This is a genomic window from Vogesella margarita, assembly GCF_028548475.1.
GTDB lineage: Bacteria > Pseudomonadota > Gammaproteobacteria > Burkholderiales > Chromobacteriaceae > Vogesella > Vogesella margarita.
Window position 1 is genome coordinate 131005 of sequence record NZ_JAQQLE010000007.1, and the last position, 17085, is coordinate 148089.

Annotated in this window: 20 protein-coding genes; 14 read left to right on the plus strand and 6 right to left on the minus strand. The window is 65.4% G+C overall.

The annotated features are described in order from the left end of the window. The first annotated feature begins 3 nt into the window (after window positions 1–3). The 10 genes from PQU96_RS09295 (at window position 4) to PQU96_RS09340 (ending at window position 8108) form a co-directional block, all read left to right on the plus strand. A complete protein-coding gene (locus tag PQU96_RS09295) occupies window positions 4–1449 on the plus strand; it encodes an RNA polymerase factor sigma-54 (protein ID WP_272772044.1) in 1446 nt (481 codons plus the stop codon). Between the two features lie 62 nt (window positions 1450–1511). Continuing rightward, window positions 1512–1838 (plus strand): ribosome hibernation-promoting factor, HPF/YfiA family, encoded by a 327-nt coding sequence (gene hpf, locus PQU96_RS09300; protein ID WP_272772045.1) that lies wholly within the window; start codon window positions 1512–1514, stop codon window positions 1836–1838. A 163-nt stretch (window positions 1839–2001) separates the two neighbouring features. Beyond that, on the plus strand, window positions 2002–2466 hold the full coding sequence (gene ptsN / locus PQU96_RS09305) for a PTS IIA-like nitrogen regulatory protein PtsN (RefSeq protein WP_272772048.1): 465 nt from the start codon (window positions 2002–2004) through the stop codon (window positions 2464–2466). Next, window positions 2459–3415, plus strand: coding sequence for an HPr(Ser) kinase/phosphatase (gene hprK, locus PQU96_RS09310; RefSeq protein WP_272772049.1), 957 nt, complete (start codon window positions 2459–2461; stop codon window positions 3413–3415). Before ptsN ends, hprK begins: the two co-directional genes overlap by 8 nt. Continuing rightward, a complete protein-coding gene (gene rapZ / locus PQU96_RS09315; protein ID WP_272772051.1) occupies window positions 3396–4238 on the plus strand; it encodes an RNase adapter RapZ in 843 nt (280 codons plus the stop codon). Before hprK ends, rapZ begins: the two co-directional genes overlap by 20 nt. 7 nt (window positions 4239–4245) lie before the next feature. Next, window positions 4246–4608, plus strand: coding sequence for a NusG domain II-containing protein (locus tag PQU96_RS09320; RefSeq protein ID WP_272772052.1), 363 nt, complete (start codon window positions 4246–4248; stop codon window positions 4606–4608). Further along, the gene (locus PQU96_RS09325; protein WP_272772053.1) at window positions 4589–5116 is read left to right on the plus strand and encodes a Gx transporter family protein; all 528 of its coding nucleotides are present in this window, start codon (window positions 4589–4591) and stop codon (window positions 5114–5116) included. Before PQU96_RS09320 ends, PQU96_RS09325 begins: the two co-directional genes overlap by 20 nt. Beyond that, window positions 5103–5729 (plus strand): flavin prenyltransferase UbiX, encoded by a 627-nt coding sequence (locus tag PQU96_RS09330; RefSeq protein ID WP_272772055.1) that lies wholly within the window; start codon window positions 5103–5105, stop codon window positions 5727–5729. The genes PQU96_RS09325 and PQU96_RS09330 overlap by 14 nt, the downstream gene beginning before the upstream one ends. Further along, complete coding sequence (locus PQU96_RS09335) at window positions 5716–7212, plus strand: NAD(P)H-hydrate dehydratase (RefSeq protein ID WP_272772057.1); 1497 nt, start codon at window positions 5716–5718, stop codon at window positions 7210–7212. Before PQU96_RS09330 ends, PQU96_RS09335 begins: the two co-directional genes overlap by 14 nt. Next, on the plus strand, window positions 7209–8108 hold the full coding sequence (locus PQU96_RS09340) for a DMT family transporter (protein WP_272772058.1): 900 nt from the start codon (window positions 7209–7211) through the stop codon (window positions 8106–8108). Before PQU96_RS09335 ends, PQU96_RS09340 begins: the two co-directional genes overlap by 4 nt. 77 nt (window positions 8109–8185) lie before the next feature. Here the strand turns inward: PQU96_RS09340 and adk are convergent, their stop codons facing one another. From adk to PQU96_RS09370, 6 genes are read right to left on the minus strand one after another with little or no spacing between them, the layout of a single operon-like run. Continuing rightward, the gene (adk, locus tag PQU96_RS09345; RefSeq protein ID WP_272772059.1) at window positions 8186–8842 is read right to left on the minus strand and encodes an adenylate kinase; all 657 of its coding nucleotides are present in this window, start codon (window positions 8840–8842) and stop codon (window positions 8186–8188) included. Between the two features lie 30 nt (window positions 8843–8872). Then, a complete protein-coding gene (gene kdsB, locus PQU96_RS09350) occupies window positions 8873–9643 on the minus strand; it encodes a 3-deoxy-manno-octulosonate cytidylyltransferase (protein ID WP_272772061.1) in 771 nt (256 codons plus the stop codon). After that, complete coding sequence (locus tag PQU96_RS09355; RefSeq protein WP_047966211.1) at window positions 9640–9822, minus strand: Trm112 family protein; 183 nt, start codon at window positions 9820–9822, stop codon at window positions 9640–9642. The genes kdsB and PQU96_RS09355 overlap by 4 nt, the downstream gene beginning before the upstream one ends. After that, entirely contained in the window at window positions 9803–10777 is a 975-nt protein-coding gene (gene lpxK / locus PQU96_RS09360) for a tetraacyldisaccharide 4'-kinase (protein ID WP_308446623.1), read from the minus strand. Before lpxK ends, PQU96_RS09355 begins: the two co-directional genes overlap by 20 nt. A gap of 38 nt (window positions 10778–10815) precedes the next feature. Then, on the minus strand, window positions 10816–11238 hold the full coding sequence (locus PQU96_RS09365; RefSeq protein WP_272772063.1) for an ExbD/TolR family protein: 423 nt from the start codon (window positions 11236–11238) through the stop codon (window positions 10816–10818). 11 nt (window positions 11239–11249) lie between these two features. Then, on the minus strand, window positions 11250–11861 hold the full coding sequence (locus tag PQU96_RS09370) for a MotA/TolQ/ExbB proton channel family protein (RefSeq protein ID WP_272772064.1): 612 nt from the start codon (window positions 11859–11861) through the stop codon (window positions 11250–11252). A 363-nt stretch (window positions 11862–12224) separates the two neighbouring features. Here PQU96_RS09370 and xseA point away from each other — a divergent pair, with 363 nt between their 5' ends. The 4 genes from xseA to PQU96_RS09390 all read left to right on the plus strand — a co-directional run bounded on the left by xseA (window position 12225) and on the right by PQU96_RS09390 (window position 17075). Then, window positions 12225–13580, plus strand: coding sequence for an exodeoxyribonuclease VII large subunit (gene xseA / locus PQU96_RS09375; protein WP_272772066.1), 1356 nt, complete (start codon window positions 12225–12227; stop codon window positions 13578–13580). 94 nt (window positions 13581–13674) lie between these two features. Then, complete coding sequence (locus tag PQU96_RS09380) at window positions 13675–14145, plus strand: DUF4442 domain-containing protein (protein ID WP_272772067.1); 471 nt, start codon at window positions 13675–13677, stop codon at window positions 14143–14145. A 108-nt stretch (window positions 14146–14253) separates the two neighbouring features. After that, the gene (gpmI, locus tag PQU96_RS09385) at window positions 14254–15780 is read left to right on the plus strand and encodes a 2,3-bisphosphoglycerate-independent phosphoglycerate mutase (protein ID WP_272772068.1); all 1527 of its coding nucleotides are present in this window, start codon (window positions 14254–14256) and stop codon (window positions 15778–15780) included. Beyond that, window positions 15777–17075: a murein hydrolase activator EnvC family protein gene (locus PQU96_RS09390; RefSeq protein ID WP_272772070.1), complete on the plus strand. Its 1299-nt coding sequence runs from the start codon at window positions 15777–15779 to the stop codon at window positions 17073–17075. Before gpmI ends, PQU96_RS09390 begins: the two co-directional genes overlap by 4 nt. The last annotated feature ends 10 nt before the right edge of the window (window positions 17076–17085 follow it).

Below are 17085 nucleotides of genomic sequence, written 5' to 3' on the forward strand. Positions count from 1 at the left end.
GCCATGAAACAGACCCTCCAGCTCAAGACCAGCCAGCAACTCACGCTCACCCCCCAGCTGCAGCAGTCGATCAAGCTCTTGCAGATGTCGACACTGGATCTCAGTGCCGAGCTGGAACGCTATCTGCTGGAAAACCCGCTGCTGGAGCGTGCAGACAGCAGCGACGGCCCCGAAGAGTCCGACAGCCCGTTGCCGGTGCTGGCACCCGCTAGCGACTCGCCGGTGACGGACAGCGGCAGCGAGCCGGAGCGGCCGGAAACGGACAGCAGCCGCGACGACGGCGAGCTACTCGGCGACTGGGGCAGCAGCGGGAGCGGCAGTAGCCGCAACGATGACGACGACGAGTTCGACCCCATCCTCAACACCCCGTGCCGGCCGTCGCTGCGCGAACACCTGACCGCACAGATGGGCGAGACCCAGCTCAGCCAGCGCGACAAGGCGCTGATGTCGCTGCTGATCGACGAGCTGGACGACGACGGCTACCTGCCGACCTCGCTGGACGACATCGCCGCCGAACTGCCGCTGGAGCTGGAAGTCGAAGCCGACGAGCTGGAATGCCTGCGCAAGCTGCTGACCCAGTTCGAGCCAACCGGCATCGGCAGCCGCAACCTCACCGAATTCCTCAGCCTGCAGCTGCAGCAACACCCGGCACCGGCTGCGGTGCGCCAGCTGGCGCTGGACATGGTGCAGCAGCACCTGCCGCTGTTGGGCAGCCGCGACTTCACCAAGCTCAAGAAGCTGCTGGCCATCGACGAGCAGCAGCTGAAAACCGCGCACGCGCTGCTCGCCAGCCTGCGGCCACGCCCCAGCAGCGGCTTCGACCAGGGCGAGACCCACTACGTCGCACCCGACATCCTGGTGGTGAAACGCCAGCAGCGCTGGGTGGCGCGTCTCAACCAGGGCACGCTGCCCAAGCTGCGCGTCAACCAGATGTATGCCGGCATGCTGCAGCAGAAGGGCAGCAGCCACAATCTCGGCGGCCAGCTGCAGGAGGCGCGCTGGCTGGTGAAAAACATTCAACAACGGTTTGACACCATCCTGAAAGTGGCAGAATCTATCGTTGACAGACAGCAAGCGTTCTTTGAACAAGGTGAAGTGGCCATGCGCCCGCTCATCCTGCGAGACATCGCGGAAGAACTCGGCCTGCATGAGTCAACCATCTCCCGTGTCACCACGCAGAAATACCTGTTGTGCAGCCGTGGCTTGTTCGAACTCAAGTATTTCTTTGGCAGTTCGGTCGATACTGACAGTGGTGGCGAATGTTCCGCCACCGCCATCAAGGCACTGATCCGGCAGATCATCGATGCGGAAGACCACAACAAACCGCTGTCTGACAGCGCCATTGCCGACAGGCTGGTCGCACAAGGCATACAGGTTGCAAGAAGAACCGTAGCCAAGTATCGTGAAGCCATGCAGATACCGCCGGTCAGCCAGCGCAAGACTTTTTAGGTTGTTCATAACAAGATCGCCATGCCCAGTCCGGATATGGCACCAACAGAAGGAGTTAGGGTATGAACCTCAAGATTACCGGCCTCCACCTCGAAGTTACCCCAGCGCTTCGTGACTACATCGAAAGCAAACTGGAACGCATCACCCGCCATGTCGATAACGTGATCGGTGTCAACGTGACACTGTCTGTCGACAAACTGGTACAGAAAGCCGAAGTCAATGTCCACCTGGCAGGCAAGGACATCCATGCCGAAGCCACCGAAGCGGACATGTACGCAGCCATCGACCTGCTGACTGACAAACTGGATCGTCAGGTACTGAAATTCAAGGAAAAACAGGTCGAACATCGCGCGCCGGTACCGCAAGAGCAAGAGCAAGCATCGCTCTGATCAGGGTTTTCTGAACAAAAAACGGATAATGCAAGCACTGCTTGCTTATCCGTTCTTTTTTTGGCCGCCGCTTTTTCTCCTGACGATCATCCTGCGCTTTCCGCTATGGTATTCCGTGGACTCAGCGTAGAATGGCCCTCGATTTTTTCGGGCAAATGGCATTATGGGCTTGATCAGTAAAATACTCTCCGTGGACAACGTCATTGCTGACATGGACGTTTCCAGCAAAAAGCGACTCTTCGAACAAGTCGGCCTGATGGTCGAAAACAGTCACGCCATCGCGCGCAGCGATGTCTTCGACAGCTTGTTTGCCCGTGAAAAACTCGGCTCCACCGGCCTCGGGCAAGGCGTCGCCATCCCGCACGGCCGCATCAAGAGCCTGAAGGAAGCCACCGGCATCTTCATCCGCCTGAAGTCGCCGATTCCGTTCGACGCCCCCGACGGCAAGCCGGTTTCGCTGCTGTTCGTGCTGCTGGTGCCGGAGCAGGCCACCGACATCCACCTGCAGGTACTGTCCGAGCTGGCACAACGCTTCTCCAGCAAGGCGCTGCGCGAGCAGATGAACAACCCGGCCTGCGACGCGCAGAAGCTGTTCGACCTGATTTCCGATACCCCAGACCATGCCTAATATCAGTGTTCGCCGCCTGTACCAGGACAATCAGCACAAGCTCAACCTGAGCTGGGTCGCCGGCCGCTCCGGCTCCGACAACCTGATTTCCAATGACGAACAGCGGCCAACCCAGGCACTGGTCGGTCACCTCAACTTCATCCACCCCAACCGGGTCCAGGTACTCGGCCTTGCGGAAGTGGAATACCTGGACAAGCTGGAACAGGCCGCGGCACGCACCGCACTGGACCAGCTGTTCCACCGCACCATGGCGGTGGTGATCGTCGCCAATGCGCAGCCGGTGCCCAATCTGCTGCGCGACTACTGCCAGAGCCACAATGTGCCGCTGATGAGCACGCCGCTGGAAAGCCCGTACCTGATGGACGTGCTGCGCATCTATCTGGCGCGCGCGCTGGCGGTCTCCACCGTAATGCACGGCGTGTTTCTCGACGTGCTGGAAATCGGCGTGCTGATCATGGGTGATTCGGCGATGGGCAAGAGCGAGCTGGCGCTGGAGTTGATCTCGCGCGGCCACGGCATGGTCGCCGACGACGCGGTCGACCTGTACCGCATCGGCCCGGAAACGCTGGAAGGGCGCTGCCCGGCCCTGCTGCGCGACTTCCTCGAAGTACGCGGCCTCGGCATCCTCAATATCCGCACCATTTTCGGCGAAACCGCGGTGCGCCCGAAAAAGGTGCTGAAGCTGATCATCCACCTGATGAAGGCCAACGACCAGGCGATGCAGACGCTGGACCGCCTTAACATCCAGTCCGAGACGCAGGACATCCTCGGCGTTACCGTGCGCAAGGTGATCCTGCCGGTTGCTGCCGGCCGCAACCTGGCGGTACTGGTCGAAGCCGCAGTTCGCAACTACATCCTGCAGCTGCGCGGCATCGACAGCACCCGCGAATTCATCGATCGTCACACCAACCTGCTACGGGACCAGGAACATGCAGCTGATTCTGATTAGCGGCCTGTCCGGCTCCGGCAAGTCTGTCGCCCTGCGCCTCCTGGAAGACAATGGCTATTACTGCGTCGACAACCTGCCGGCCACCATGCTCACCGATGTGGTCGCGCTGTACAGCGAACAAGGCTACCAGCAGGTCGCCATCAGCGTCGACACCCGTTCGGCGCCAACGTTGGCCGCATTGCCGGAGGTGATGGCCAACCTGAAAGCGATGCAGGTCGATGTCCGCCTGATCTATCTGGAAGCCAGCACCGAAGTGCTGGTACAGCGCTTCTCGGAGACGCGCCGCCGCCACCCGCTGTCCGGCAACGGCCTGACGGTGGAGGAATGCATCCGCCTCGAACGCGAGATGCTGGAGTACATCCCCGAGCTGGGGCACCGCATCGACACCAGCCATCTGTCTGCCAATGCGCTGCGCGCCTGGGTCAAACTACTGGTAGACGCAAACAGTGACAGCCTGACCCTGGTGTTCGAATCGTTCGGCTTCAAGCACGGCCTGCCGCTGGATGCCGACTTCGTGTTCGACGTGCGCTGCCTGCCCAACCCCTACTATGAAGTCGCGTTGCGGCCGCTGACCGGCCAGGACGAGGCCATCTGCCGCTTCTTCGAGGGCGAAGCCAGCGTGACACAGATGCTGGCCGACATCCGCCAGTTCCTGCAAAACTGGCTGCCGCGCTTCCGCCAGGACAACCGCAGCTACGTCACCATCGCCATCGGCTGCACCGGCGGCCAGCACCGCTCGGTCTACCTCGCCGAACAGCTGGCCAAGGCCTTTGCCGGCGAGCAGGTCCTGCTGCGCCACCGCCAGCTCCCGATCAAAAAATAAACCGGCAATGTTCAAGGCCGGGGACTATCTGGTGCTGCTGGCACTGTGCGCACTGCTAGTGGTCGCCTTCCTGCAGCTTGGCCGTCACGCCGGCGAGGCCAGCGAAGTCATCGTGCGCCAGAACGGTAGCGAAACCGTCCGCCTGCCGCTGCGCCTGAACCGCCTCCATGTCGCCCGCGGCCCGCTGGGACTGACCGAAATCGAAATCCGCGACGGCCAGGCCCGCATCCGCCGCGACCCTAGCCCGCGCCAGTACTGCGTGCAGCAGGGCTGGCTGCGCCACAGCGGCGACATCGCCGTGTGCCTGCCCAACCGCGTCAGCATCGAGCTGGCCGGCCCGCGCCTAGCCCATGACTCGCTCGCCTACTGAACGCACGCTGCAGGCCAGCGCCGACGATCACCGCATCGCCAGCCTGGCCGCACTGGCCATCGCACTTGGCATGGTCGATGCTGCCATCCCGTCGCCGCTGCCCGGCGTCAAGCCGGGGCTGGCCAACATCATGACCCTGTTCGCGCTGCACACCCTGGGCTGGCGCGCCGCGGTGTGGGTCACGCTGCTGCGCGTCGTCGGCGCCGGCCTGCTGCTGGGCAGCCTGTTCACCCCCGGTTTCTGGCTCAGCCTTGGCGGCGCACTGGCCAGCCTGCTGCTGCTGGGTGCCTGCCGTGTGCTGCCGTCCCGCCATTTCAGCCTGGTCAGCCACAGCCTGCTGGCGGCGCAGGCCCATCTGCTGGGACAATTGCTGCTGGTCAGGCTGTTTCTGATCCCCTACGACAATATACTGTTACTGTTTCCGCCACTGGCACTGACCGCCCTGCTCGGCGGCCTGGCCAACGGACTGATCGCAAGCCATCTGGTACAAGCGCATGACAAAGATTGACACCGTAACCGTCGCCCTCACCGGTGCCTCCGGCCTGCCCTACGGCCTGCGCCTGATCGAATGCCTGCTCCTCGCCGGCAAGCGGGTGTGGGTGATGTACTCGCAGGCAGCACAGGTGGTGGCGAAGCAGGAAATGAACCTGACGCTGCCGTCGCGACCAGAGGGCTTCCAGCAGTGGCTACAGGAGCGCTACCAGGCTGCCGACGGGCAGCTGGCGGTGTTCGGGCGCGAGGCCTGGTTTGCGCCGCCCGCTTCCGGCTCCAACCCGGCTGACGCGATGGTGATCTGCCCGTGCTCGATGGGCACCCTCGCCGCGGTCGCGCACGGCATGAGCGACAACCTGATCGAGCGCGCCGCCGACGTGATGCTGAAGGAACAGCGCAAGCTGGTGCTGGTGCCGCGCGAAGCGCCGTTGTCGGTGATCCACCTCGAAAACATGCTCAGGCTGGCCCGCCTCGGCGTCTGCATCCTGCCGCCGTCACCCGGTTTCTACACCCACCCGCAGACTATCGACGACATGGTCGACTTCGTGGTCGCGCGCATCCTCGACCAGCTGGCGGTACCGCACCAGCTGCTGCCGCGCTGGGGAGAGAGTCACCATGCCGGCGAATGAACGCGCGCTGATCGACGCCGCCGCGCTGCGGCAGTGGGAGCAGCAGGCGGCGCAGGCCGGTCTCGATCTGATGGCCCGCGCCGGTGCCGCCATCGCGCAGTGGCTGCGCCAGCACTACCCGCCGCCACGCCGGCTGCTGTTCGCCGCTGGTAGCGGCAACAATGGCGGTGATGCGCTGATTGCGGCACGGCTGCTGCTGACCGATTACACCGTCGGCGTATGGCAGCCGCAGCCGCCGGCCACCGCCGCCGCGCAGGCGGCAGAACAGCAGTACCTCGCTGCCGGCGGCCGGCTCGATACGGAGCTGGCGCAGCTACCGCCACCGGCACTGCTGATCGACGGCCTGTTCGGCGCCGGCCTGAACCGGCCGCTGGATGCCGGCTGGCTGGCGCACATCGCCGCACTGGACGCCCTGCCCTGCCCGCGGGTGGCGCTGGACGTGCCCAGCGGCCTTAACGCCTGGAGCGGCTGCGTACAGGGCGCCGCCCTCCCCGCCGAGCATACCCTGGCGCTGCTGTGCCACAAGCCGGGGCTGTTCACCGCCGACGGGCGCGACTACAGCGGCAACATCGAGCTGCTGCCCCTCGACTGCCCACCGGCACTGGTGCCGGCACCACAGGGCGAACTGCTGGCGGCCAACCTTGCGCCGCTGCGGCGCCGTCACAACAGCAACAAGGGCAGCTTCGGTTGCGTCAGCATCATCGGCGGCTGCGCCGGCATGGGCGGCGCAGCGCTGCTCGCCGGTCGTGCCGCGCTGGCACTGGGTGCCGGCAAGGTGCGCATCCACAGCCTGGATGCACGGCTGGCGCTGGACCCGCTGTGGCCGGAGCTGATGATCGCGCCGCTGGGCAGCAGTAGCCTGGCCGCCGACGAGGTGGTCGCCATCGGCCCCGGTCTCGGCCAGAGTCCGCAGGCACACCGCATTCTCGCCGGCGTGCTGGCCCATCCCGGTGCGCTGCTGCTCGACGCCGACGCCCTCAACCTGCTGGCCGGCGACCAGGCCTTGCAGCAACAGCTGCGCCAGCGCCCGCGCCCGGCTGTCATCACTCCGCATCCGGCCGAGGCGGCACGCCTGCTCGGCTGCAGCACCGCCACCGTGCAACAGGACCGCCTCGCTGCGGTGCGCCGCCTTGCGGCCAACCTTGGCGTGATCGCCGTACTCAAGGGCGCCGGTTCGCTGCTCTGCGGCCCCGATGGCTATTACCGGCTATGCACTGGCGGCAACGCGGCGCTGGCCAGTGCCGGCCAGGGCGACATCCTCAGCGGCAGCATCGCCGCGCTGCTGGCACAGGGTCAGGACGAAACCAGCGCCGCCGGCAACGCGGTGTGGCTGCACGCCAGCGCCGGCGACCGCTATCTGGCCGACGCCGGCGGCCCGATCGGCCTGCGCGCCAGCAGCACGTTGCCGCTGATGCAAGAGCTGCTCAACCAGCAACTCGCCGCCACTGACCACGACCACCCCCACAGAAAGCCCCCGTTTTGACCTCGCAACAAAAAGCCTATCTCTACGGCCTTGGTGCCGTGCTCGCCTGGTCCACCGTGGCCACCGTCTTCAAGATCAGCCTGCAACATCTCAGCCCGGCGCAGCTGGTGCTGTACGCCAGCGCCTTTTCGCTGCTGTCGCTGCTGTCCATCCTCGCCTGGCAGGGCCGCCTCGGCGAACTGCTGCCGGCGCTGCGCCAGCACTGGCGGCGCTCGCTGCTGCTGGGCGCGGTCAACCCCTTCGTCTACTACCTGATCCTGTTCCAGGCCTACGACCTGCTGCCGGCACAGGAAGCGCAGGCGATCAACTACACCTGGGCGCTGACCATGACCCTGCTCGCCATCCCGGTGCTGAAGCAGAAACCGCGAGCGCAGGACGCGCTGGCGGCGCTGGTGTGCTACACCGGCGTGCTGGTGATCGCCACCCGCGGCCAACCTCTGGCACTGGAGTTCAGCAACATGGCCGGTGTCGGCTATGCGCTGGTCTCCACCGTGCTGTGGGCCGGCTACTGGCTGTGCAATACCCGCGACCGGCGCGAACCGGTGCTGGGGCTAACGCTGAACTTCCTGTTCGCGCTGCCGCTGGCCGGGCTGTGGTGCCTGTGGCGCGGCGAGCTGGGCGCGGTGGCGTGGCAAGGCATCGCCGGTGCCGCCTATGTCGGCGCACTGGAGATGGGCTTCACCTTCGTGCTGTGGCTGGCGGCGATGAAGCTGACCAGCAGCACCGCGCGCATCGCCAACCTGATCTTCCTGTCGCCATTGCTGTCACTCGTGCTGATCTACCTGCTGATCGGCGAACAGATCCTGCCCTCCACCCTCAACGGTCTGGCACTGATTCTGGGCGGCCTGATCCTGCAGAAGATCCCGCTACCGCGTCGCTCAGCAAGCGGTGGCTGAATCCCGTCACCGCGCCTCGACGGCAACAAAAAAGGCAGCCTGAGCTGCCTTTTTGCTTGCCTGCGATGCGACCGGACTCAGGCGCCCAGTGCCGTCAGCACGTTGTCACGTACGGTTTCCACCGCCTGGGTACCGTCGATCTTCACGTACTGCGGTGCCTTGGCATCGCCGGAAGCGGCCATCTTGGAGTAGAAGCCGACCAGCACTTCGGTCTGCTCGTGATAAACGTCGAGACGCTTCTTCACGGTTTCCGCCTTGTCGTCGTCACGCTGTACAAGTGCTTCGCCGGTCTCGTCGTCCACGCCTTCCACCTTCGGCGGGTTGTACTTGACGTGGTAGGTGCGGCCGGAAGCCACGTGTACACGGCGGCCGGACATGCGGTCGATGATGTTCTCGTCCGGCACGTCGATTTCGACCACGAAGTCGATGTCAACGCCGGCTTCCTTCATCGCTTCCGCCTGCGGAATGGTGCGCGGGAAACCGTCGAACAGGAAACCGTTGGCGCAATCCGCTTCGGCGATGCGCTCCTTGACCAGACCGATGATGATGTCGTCGCGCACCAGGCCGCCGGCATCCATGATCTTTTTCGCTTCCACACCCAGCGGGGTACCGGCCTTCACCGCCGCACGCAGCATGTCGCCGGTCGAGATTTGCGGAATGCCGAATTTCTCGCGGATGTAGTTGGCTTGGGTACCTTTACCGGCGCCAGGAGCGCCCAACAGAATCAATTTCATCTCTTTACTCCCATCGTTAACTTCGTTGTGTTATCCGGAAAGGTTGGCCGCAAAGTAGGCGCGCACCCGTGCCAGATCCTCCGGCGTGTCGACGCCGGCAGGTGGCGCCTCGGCCACGCACTCCACGACGATGTCGTATCCGTGCCACAGCATGCGCAGCTGCTCCAGCGCCTCGAACTGCTCCAGCGGCGCCGGGGCGAGGCTGCCGTAGGTGTGCAGCAGGCTGGCACGGTAGGCGTACATGCCGATGTGGCGATACACCGGCAGGCCGGGCGGCAGCTGTGTCTTGTCGGCGGCGAAGGCGTCGCGGGCGTAGGGGATCGGCGCACGGCTGAAATACAGCGCCTTGCCGTGCTGGTCGAGCACCACCTTCACCACATTCGGATTGAACATCTCGGCGGCGTCGTGAATCGCGTGCGCCACGGTGGCCATCGGCACCGCGCGCACCGCCATCAGCGCGGCCAGGCGGTCGATCAGCGCCGGGTCGATCAGCGGCTCGTCGCCCTGCACATTGACCACGATCGCGTCGTCCGGCAGCGCCAGCAGCGCGGCGACCTCGGCCAGACGATCGGTGCCGCTGGGATGGTCGGCGCGTGTCAGCAGCACCTCGACGCCATGCTGGCGGCAGACCGCCTCGATGCGGGCATCGTCGGTGGCCACGATCACGCGGCTGGCGGCCGATTGCGCGGCGCGCTCGGCGACGCGGACCACCATCGGCTTGCCGCCGATATCCGCCAGCGGTTTTTCCGGCAGGCGGCTGGAGGCCAGGCGCGCCGGAATCACCACTACGAAACCGTTCATTTCACTTCTTCCTCGGCGGCCAGCTCGCGGGCTTCGCCTTCCAGCATCATCGGGATGCCGTCACGGATCGGGTAGGCCAGGCGGTCACCCTTGCAGATCAGTTCCTGCGCGCCCTTGTTGTAGACCAGCGGGCCTTTGCACAGCGGGCAAACCAGGATTTCAAGAAATTTTGCGTCCATTTTTTCGTTCCAGTTGGGACAGAATCCACGCGGACAGGTCCGGCTCCAGCCGGGCCGAAACCGGCAGAACCCATAGTCTAGCATGATTGATGCACTGCAACTTAACCGCATCCTTGGCGGTGACGATCACCGCGTCGGCATCCTGCGGCAGATCGGCAGCGACGAACTGGTGGTGGTCGGGAAAGGCGTGCGTGGCCGCCAGTTCCACGCCCAGCTCGCGCAGGGTGCGGAAAAAGCGTTCCGGATGGCCGATGCCGGCCACCGCCACCACACGCTGGCCGGCAAAGTCGGCGGCACGGCGCGGCGATAGCTGGCCGGCGGCGTGAACAAAATCGCGGGCCTGCAGGTGCTGCCGGAACTGTGGCACCGACGCCGGCAGGCGCAGCGCGGTGCGCGATTCGCCATTGACCACCAGCGCATCGGCTGCGGCCAACCTTGACACCGGTTCGCGCAGCGGGCCGTTCGGCAGCAGGTGGCCGTTGCCGACCCCACGCGCACCGTCGAGCACGACGATCTCCAGCGTGCGCGCCAGCGCGTAGTGCTGCAGCCCGTCGTCGCTGAGGATGAAACGGGTCTGCGGATACAGGTCCAGCAGGTGGCGGCCGGCGGCGACGCGATCGCGCCCCACCACCACCGGCGCGCCGCTGGCGGCCAGCAGCAAGGGCTCGTCGCCGACCTCGGCGGCGCTGCTATGCGGTGTCACCAGCGTCGGCTGCCGGTGCGCGCCGCCGTAGCCGCGGCTGATCACGCCCACCGGCACGCCCAGTCGGGCAAAGTCCTGCAGCAGCGCCAGTGTCAGCGGCGTCTTGCCGACACCGCCGACATTGATGTTGCCGATCACCACCACCGGCACCGGCAATTGCCTGGCCTGGCACCAGCCCAGCCGATAGGCCGTGCGCCGCAAGGCCGCCAGCAGCGCAAAAAGCCCTTCCGGCAAGGCCAGAAGGGCTGTCATCCACCACGATGGCTGATACCAGTGCCGCTCAAGCCGGGTCACGGTGTCCCCTGCTGGGTAGCGAAGGTCAGCTGCAGCAGGCCGGCGAGGCGGGCCGCCTCCATCACCGTCACCACCGCCTGGTGGCTGGCCTTGGCGTCGGCATTGATCACCACCACCGGCGCCGGGTTCTTGCCGCTGGCCTCGCGCTTCAAGCGCTCGCCGAGCTGCGCCACGTCGCTGCCGGCCACGGCCTGGCCGTCCACCGCGTAGCTGCCGCTGGCGCTGACGTCGACGCGCAGGCGGCTATCCTTCTGCATTTCCGCCGGTCCGCTGGCCTGCGGCAGGTTGACTTCGAGTTCGGAAAAACGGGCGTAGGTGGTGGTCACCATCAGGAAGATGAGGATGACCAGCAGCAAGTCGATCAGCGGGATGAAGTTGATTTCCGGCTCTTCGCGATGACGGTGACGGCGAAAGTTCATGATCGTCCGCCTCAGTCGCCGCGACGCTCGCCGTGCACCGCTTCCAGCAGGTGCACCGCCTGCGCTTCCATCTCGACCAGCAGGCCGTCGATCTTGGCGCGGAAGTGGCGATAGAAGAACATGCTGGGGATGGCCACGATCAGGCCGAAGGCGGTGTTGTACAGCGCCGCGGAAATGCCGTGCGCCAATGCGCGCGGGTCGGTGCCGCCCGGCGCCTGGGAGCCGAAGATCTCGATCATGCCGATCACGGTGCCGAGCAGGCCCAGCAGCGGCGCCATCGCGGCGATGGTGCCCAGCGTGGTCAGGTAGCGCTCCAGCTGGTGCGCCACCACGCGGCCCTCGTCCTCGATCGCCTCTTTCATCACCTCGCGGCTGTTGCCGAACTGGCGCAGCCCGGCGGCGAACAGCCGGCCCAGCGGCGAATGGTCGCGCAGTTCGGCCACCATGCTCTGGCTCACCGCGGCACGGCGATACTCCTGCAGCGTCTGCGACAGCAGGTTTGGCGGTATGATCAGCGCCGCGCGCAGGCTGTAAAATCGTTCCAGGATGATGGTCGATGCCACCACCGACGAGAGAATGATGGTCCAGATCGGCCAGCCGGCCGCTTCAATGATTGACCACACGGGCAATTCCTCAGGCGTTATCCAAGGCCGAGACTTTATCGGCTCGGGCTGCCGCCTGCAACCGCCATGCATGGCCGCTGCCATGATGTTGCGCTTTAAACAAAAGCGCTAAGTCGCGAATTTACAAGGGAATTACCCGCTCGCCCACAACACCTGTGGATAACTTTGTGGACAAGCCTGCCGCCCGCGCCGCAAAGCCTTGTCCTTGCTGGCCCGGCCTTATGGCAACAATATTGCCACAAAACATACAAGACACTGATTAATAAAGATTTTTAGTTTATCTATTCATGTACCGGCCCCGTATTAAGATAAACAATCGACGCCAGCCGCTGCCCCAACCTGCCTGTGGATGACTTGACAAGCATGCTTTTCAGCCAACACCAAAACGACGTCATCAGCGTCACCTCGCTCAACCGCATGGCGCGGGATCTGCTTGAAAGCGGCCTGCCACCGATGTGGATTGCCGGCGAAATTTCCAACCTGACCCTGGCCGCATCCGGCCACGCCTACTTCTCGCTGAAGGACGAACGCGCGCAAATCCGCTGCGTGATGTTCCGTAACCGTCTGAGCGGGCTGGGATTCCGCCTGCAGGAAGGTATGCAGGTCGAGCTGCGCGGTACGGTGTCGCTGTACGAGGCACGCGGCGACTACCAGATCAACGTCGACACCATGCGCTCGGCCGGTCTGGGTCGCCTGTACGAGGCCTTCGAGCAGCTGAAGGCGAAACTGGCGGCGGAAGGATTGTTCGACAATCGCCACAAGAAAACGCTGCCCGCCCACCCCGCCGCCATCGGCATCGTCACTTCGCCGGCCGCCGCCGCGCTGCGCGACGTGGTCACCACCCTGCGCCGGCGCATGCCCAGCATCCCGCTGATCCTGTACCCGACACCGGTACAGGGCGACACCGCCGCGGCACAGATCGCCGCCGCCATCGATGCGGCCAACCTGCGCCAGGAAGTCGAGCTGCTGATCGTCTGCCGCGGCGGCGGCAGCATTGAGGACCTGTGGGCGTTCAACGAGGAAGTGGTCGCCCGCGCCATCGCCCGCTCCGCACTGCCGGTGATCAGCGGCGTCGGCCACGAGACCGACACCACCATCGCCGACTTCGTCGCCGACCACCGCGCGCCGACCCCGACCGCCGCCGCCGAGCTGGCCTCGCCCAGCCGCGAGGCGCTGCAGCAAGGTGTCGACTACGCGCAGCGCCGGCTGGAACGCGCGCTGGGGCGGCTGCTGACCGACAAGTCGCAACAGCTGGATTTCCTCGGCCGCCGACTGCAGCATCCCGGCGAGCGGCTACAGCGCCAGCGCCAGCTGTTGCAGGCGCAGCAACAACGTCTGGCCCGTGCCGGCAGCCAGCTGCTGCAGGCACGGCAGCGGCAGCTGGAGCAGTGCCAGCACCGGCTGCAGCGCACCCGCCCCGACCTCGCCCGCTGGCAGCAGGTGCTGGCGCGACGCGGCGACCAGCTGCGACAGCTGATACACCAGCACTGGCAGCAGCGGCAACTGGTGCTGGCGCGGCATCAGGCAACACTGGCCGCAATCAATCCGGAGGCGGTGCTGCAGCGCGGCTACGCCATCGTGCAGCAACAGGACGGCACCGTGGTGCGCTCCGCGGCGCAACTGCGCGCCGGCGAGCTGCTGCACATCCGGCTGGCCGAAGGCGAAACCACGGCCGTGGTCGGCCAGCAGCAGGGCCGGCAAAGCGAGCTACCGTTCTGAGAATAGGCATTCCGGAACGGGCTGGCGGATGGCTTGACTGCGGGCGCCGTTGCCGCGACGATAGCCTGATTCAAACAGCCGTTTCACCGTCGCCATGAACCATCGTCTCGCCAAGTTCGTCCTCAATCTGTGGCCACCCTTCCTCGGCGCCGGGGTCAGGGTGCGCCGCATCAGCCCGGACTGGAAGGAAGTCGACGTCCAGCTGCGGCTGGGGCTGACCAACCGCAACTATGTCGGCGTCCACTTCGGCGGCAGCCTGTACTCGATGACCGACCCGTTCTACATGCTGATGCTGCTGAAAAACCTCGGCAAGGACTACATCGTGTGGGACAAGGCCGGCAGCATCGACTATCTCAAACCCGGCCGTGGCGTGGTCTGCGCCCGCTTCCGCCTCGACGACGAGCTGCTGCAGCGCGTGCGCGACGCCACCGCCAGCGGCGACAAGCATCTGCCTGCGCTGAGCGTCAGCATCTACGACGCCGAGGGGGCTGAAGTGGCGCGCATCAGCAAGACCCTGTACATCCGCCGCAAGCCGCCGCGCAGTAGTCGCCAGGCTACAGCCTGAGGCACTGACAGCCAGCGTCCGATGCTTTACTATCTTGATTCCTCGCCGTGGCCGCCTGCTGCCACGGCCTCGGGTTTTCCTGCACTCACCACAAGATAATTGGACATCATGGCTACTGTTACGCCGGTTTTGCTTCTCATCCTTGACGGTTTCGGTCACCGCCTCGAAGGCGACGATAATGCCATTCTGGCGGCAAACACCCCGAACTGGGACGCGCTGAAAGCGCGCTACCCCTACAGTACGCTGGACGCCTCCGAGCACAATGTCGGCCTGCCCTCCGGCCAGTTCGGCAACTCCGAGGTCGGCCACCTCAATATCGGCGCCGGCCGCATCGTGCAGCAGGACATCAGCCGCATCGACTGCGACGTCGAGGCCGGCACGCTGGCCGCCAACCCGGTACTGGCGCAGGCGATCGCGACCGCCAAGCAGCAGGGCAGCACCCTGCACCTGATGGGTCTGCTGTCCGACGGCGGCGTGCACAGCCATGAAAACCACATCCACGCGCTGATCGAAGGCGCGCAGGCGGCCGGCGTTGGCCGCATCGCCCTGCACGCCTTCCTCGACGGCCGCGACACGCCGCCGCGCAGCGCCGAGACCTACCTCAGGCGCCTCGACGCGGTGCTGGCACGCTGCCCGAACGCACGCGTCGCCACCGTCTGCGGCCGCTACTGGGCAATGGACCGCGACAAGCGCTGGGAGCGCATGGCAGCACCGTACCAGGCACTGGTGGAAGGCGAAGCCGAATACCACGCCGCCAGCAGCCTTGACGCGCTGGCCGCCGCCTACGCCCGCGACGAGAACGACGAATTCGTCAAGGCCACCATCATCGGCGAGCCGCTGAAAATGCAGGACGGCGACGTGGTGGTGTTCATGAACTTCCGCGCCGACCGTGCGCGCCAGCTGACCTCCGCGCTGACCGATCCGGCCTTCGACGGCTTCAGCGCCCGCCAGCCGAAGTTCGCGCTGTTCACCAGCCTGACCTCCTACGGCGAGGCCTACAGCCACCCGGTCGCCTATGCACCGCAGAAGATCCGCAACGGCCTAGGCGAATACCTGTCCTCGCTCGGCCTGAAACAGCTGCGCATCGCCGAAACCGAGAAATACCCGCACGTCACCTACTTCTTCAACGGTGGCGAGGAACAGGTCTACCCCGGCGAGGACCGCATCCTGGTGCCGTCGCCGAAAGTGGCCACCTACGACCTGCAGCCGGAAATGAGCGCGCCGGAGGTGACTGACAAGATCGTCGAGGCCATCAACAGCCGCCAGTACGCGGCCATCATCTGCAACTACGCCAACTGCGACATGGTCGGCCACACCGGCATCTTCGACGCCGCGGTCAAGGCGGTGGAGACGCTGGACACCTGCATCAAGCGCTGTGTCGACGCGATGCAGGCCATCGGCGGCGAAGTGCTGATCTCCGCCGATCACGGCAACTGCGAGCAGATGAACGACGAAGTCCACCAGCAGGCGCACACCCAGCACACGCTGGAAAAGGTGCCGCTGCTGTACGTTGGCCGCAACGCCACGCTGCAGGATGGCGGCGCGCTGCGTGACCTCGCCCCGACCCTGCTGGCGATGATGGGGCTGCCGCAACCGGCCGAGATGACCGGCCACTCGCTGATCGAGTTCCAGTGAAAGCACGCCTGACGCTCAGCCTGCTCGCCGCGCTGTACGGCGTGGCGCAGGCCGCCCCGCCGGCGGCCGCGCCACAGCAGAACCTCAACAGCGTGCGCAAGGAAATCAGCACCCTGCAACAGGACATCGCGCGCAAGGAGGCCGAGCGGCAGCAGACCGCCGGCGAAATCGCCAAGTCCGAGCAGGCGCTGCAGGCTACGCATCAGGTACTGAACGAGCTGGAAAAGAAACAGGATGCCAGCAGCAGCCAGCTGGACAATCTGCAGGCCGAGCTGCAAACCATCCGCATCAAGGTGGCCGAGACGCGGCAGCGCGTCGGCCGCCTGCTGGCAGCCGAGTACAAGCGCGGCCAGCAGGACGCGATGGCCATCATGTTCAACACCCAGGACCCGAACCAGAGCGCGCGCGACCTCACCTACTACACCCACATCCACCGCGCGCAGCAAAGCCTGATCCAGACGCTGCGCGAGCAGGAAATCCAGTTGCAGGCGATGAGCGAGCGCATCGAGGACGAACTGGTGCGCCTGGGACGGCTGTCCAGCGCCAAGGTGCAGGAAAAGCGCCAGTTGCAGCAGGCGCGCAACCAGCACAGCCAGCAGGTCAGCCAGCTGGACAGCTCCATCCGCAACCAGCAGCAGAAACTGCAGCAGCTGAAGGAAGACGAACGCGAGCTGAGCACACTGATCGCCCGCATCAACGCCGACATCCGCCGCCGCCAGCTTGCCGCCGCCGCCAAGGCCGAACAGGCGAAAAAGGCGCGCGAACAGGCGACAAGGTTGGCCGTAGAGAAACGTCGCCAGCAGGTCGCCGAGGCGAAGAAACAGGGCAAGCCGCTGCCGGCAGAACCGAAAGCCCCGGCCAGGGTCGAATCGGTGGATGAGGTGGCCGATGCCAGCCTGTCCGGCAATGCCTTCAAGAGCCTGCAGGGCCGGCTGAAACTGCCGGTCGCCGGCGAGATCGGCGGTCGCTTCGGCGCGCGCCGCGGCGAAGGCGCCAGCTGGAAGGGCATGTTCATCAAGGTCGCGCCCGGCAGCCCGGTACGCGTGGTCGCCGACGGTACCGTGGTCTATGCCGACTGGCTACGCGGCTTCGGTAATGCGATGATTGTCGAACACGGCGGCAACTACATGACGGTCTACACCGGTTTTGCCACCATGGTGCGCGGCAACGGCGCCACGGTCCGCGGCGGCGACGTACTTGGCGCCAGCGGCAGCCTGGAAAGTGGCGAAACCGGGCTTTACTTCGAGCTGCGCTATATGGGCCGGCCGATCAATCCACAGTCCTGGGCACGATAGCCCGTACGAA

What these genes read in the sequence shown, in the direction of transcription:
- PQU96_RS09295 (WP_272772044.1), top strand. Translation starts at nt 4, where the DNA reads ATGAAACAGACCCTCCAGCTCAAGACCAGCCAGCAACTCACGCTCACC.
- hpf (WP_272772045.1), top strand. Translation starts at nt 1,512, where the DNA reads ATGAACCTCAAGATTACCGGCCTCCACCTCGAAGTTACCCCAGCGCTT.
- ptsN (WP_272772048.1), top strand. Translation starts at nt 2,002, where the DNA reads ATGGGCTTGATCAGTAAAATACTCTCCGTGGACAACGTCATTGCTGAC.
- hprK (WP_272772049.1), top strand. Translation starts at nt 2,459, where the DNA reads ATGCCTAATATCAGTGTTCGCCGCCTGTACCAGGACAATCAGCACAAG.
- rapZ (WP_272772051.1), top strand. Translation starts at nt 3,396, where the DNA reads ATGCAGCTGATTCTGATTAGCGGCCTGTCCGGCTCCGGCAAGTCTGTC.
- PQU96_RS09320 (WP_272772052.1), top strand. Translation starts at nt 4,246, where the DNA reads ATGTTCAAGGCCGGGGACTATCTGGTGCTGCTGGCACTGTGCGCACTG.
- PQU96_RS09325 (WP_272772053.1), top strand. Translation starts at nt 4,589, where the DNA reads ATGACTCGCTCGCCTACTGAACGCACGCTGCAGGCCAGCGCCGACGAT.
- PQU96_RS09330 (WP_272772055.1), top strand. Translation starts at nt 5,103, where the DNA reads ATGACAAAGATTGACACCGTAACCGTCGCCCTCACCGGTGCCTCCGGC.
- PQU96_RS09335 (WP_272772057.1), top strand. Translation starts at nt 5,716, where the DNA reads ATGCCGGCGAATGAACGCGCGCTGATCGACGCCGCCGCGCTGCGGCAG.
- adk (WP_272772059.1), bottom strand. Translation starts at nt 8,842, where the DNA reads ATGAAATTGATTCTGTTGGGCGCTCCTGGCGCCGGTAAAGGTACCCAA.
- kdsB (WP_272772061.1), bottom strand. Translation starts at nt 9,643, where the DNA reads ATGAACGGTTTCGTAGTGGTGATTCCGGCGCGCCTGGCCTCCAGCCGC.
- PQU96_RS09355 (WP_047966211.1), bottom strand. Translation starts at nt 9,822, where the DNA reads ATGGACGCAAAATTTCTTGAAATCCTGGTTTGCCCGCTGTGCAAAGGC.
- lpxK (WP_308446623.1), bottom strand. Translation starts at nt 10,777, where the DNA reads ATGACAGCCCTTCTGGCCTTGCCGGAAGGGCTTTTTGCGCTGCTGGCG.
- PQU96_RS09365 (WP_272772063.1), bottom strand. Translation starts at nt 11,238, where the DNA reads ATGAACTTTCGCCGTCACCGTCATCGCGAAGAGCCGGAAATCAACTTC.
- xseA (WP_272772066.1), top strand. Translation starts at nt 12,225, where the DNA reads ATGCTTTTCAGCCAACACCAAAACGACGTCATCAGCGTCACCTCGCTC.
- PQU96_RS09380 (WP_272772067.1), top strand. Translation starts at nt 13,675, where the DNA reads ATGAACCATCGTCTCGCCAAGTTCGTCCTCAATCTGTGGCCACCCTTC.
- gpmI (WP_272772068.1), top strand. Translation starts at nt 14,254, where the DNA reads ATGGCTACTGTTACGCCGGTTTTGCTTCTCATCCTTGACGGTTTCGGT.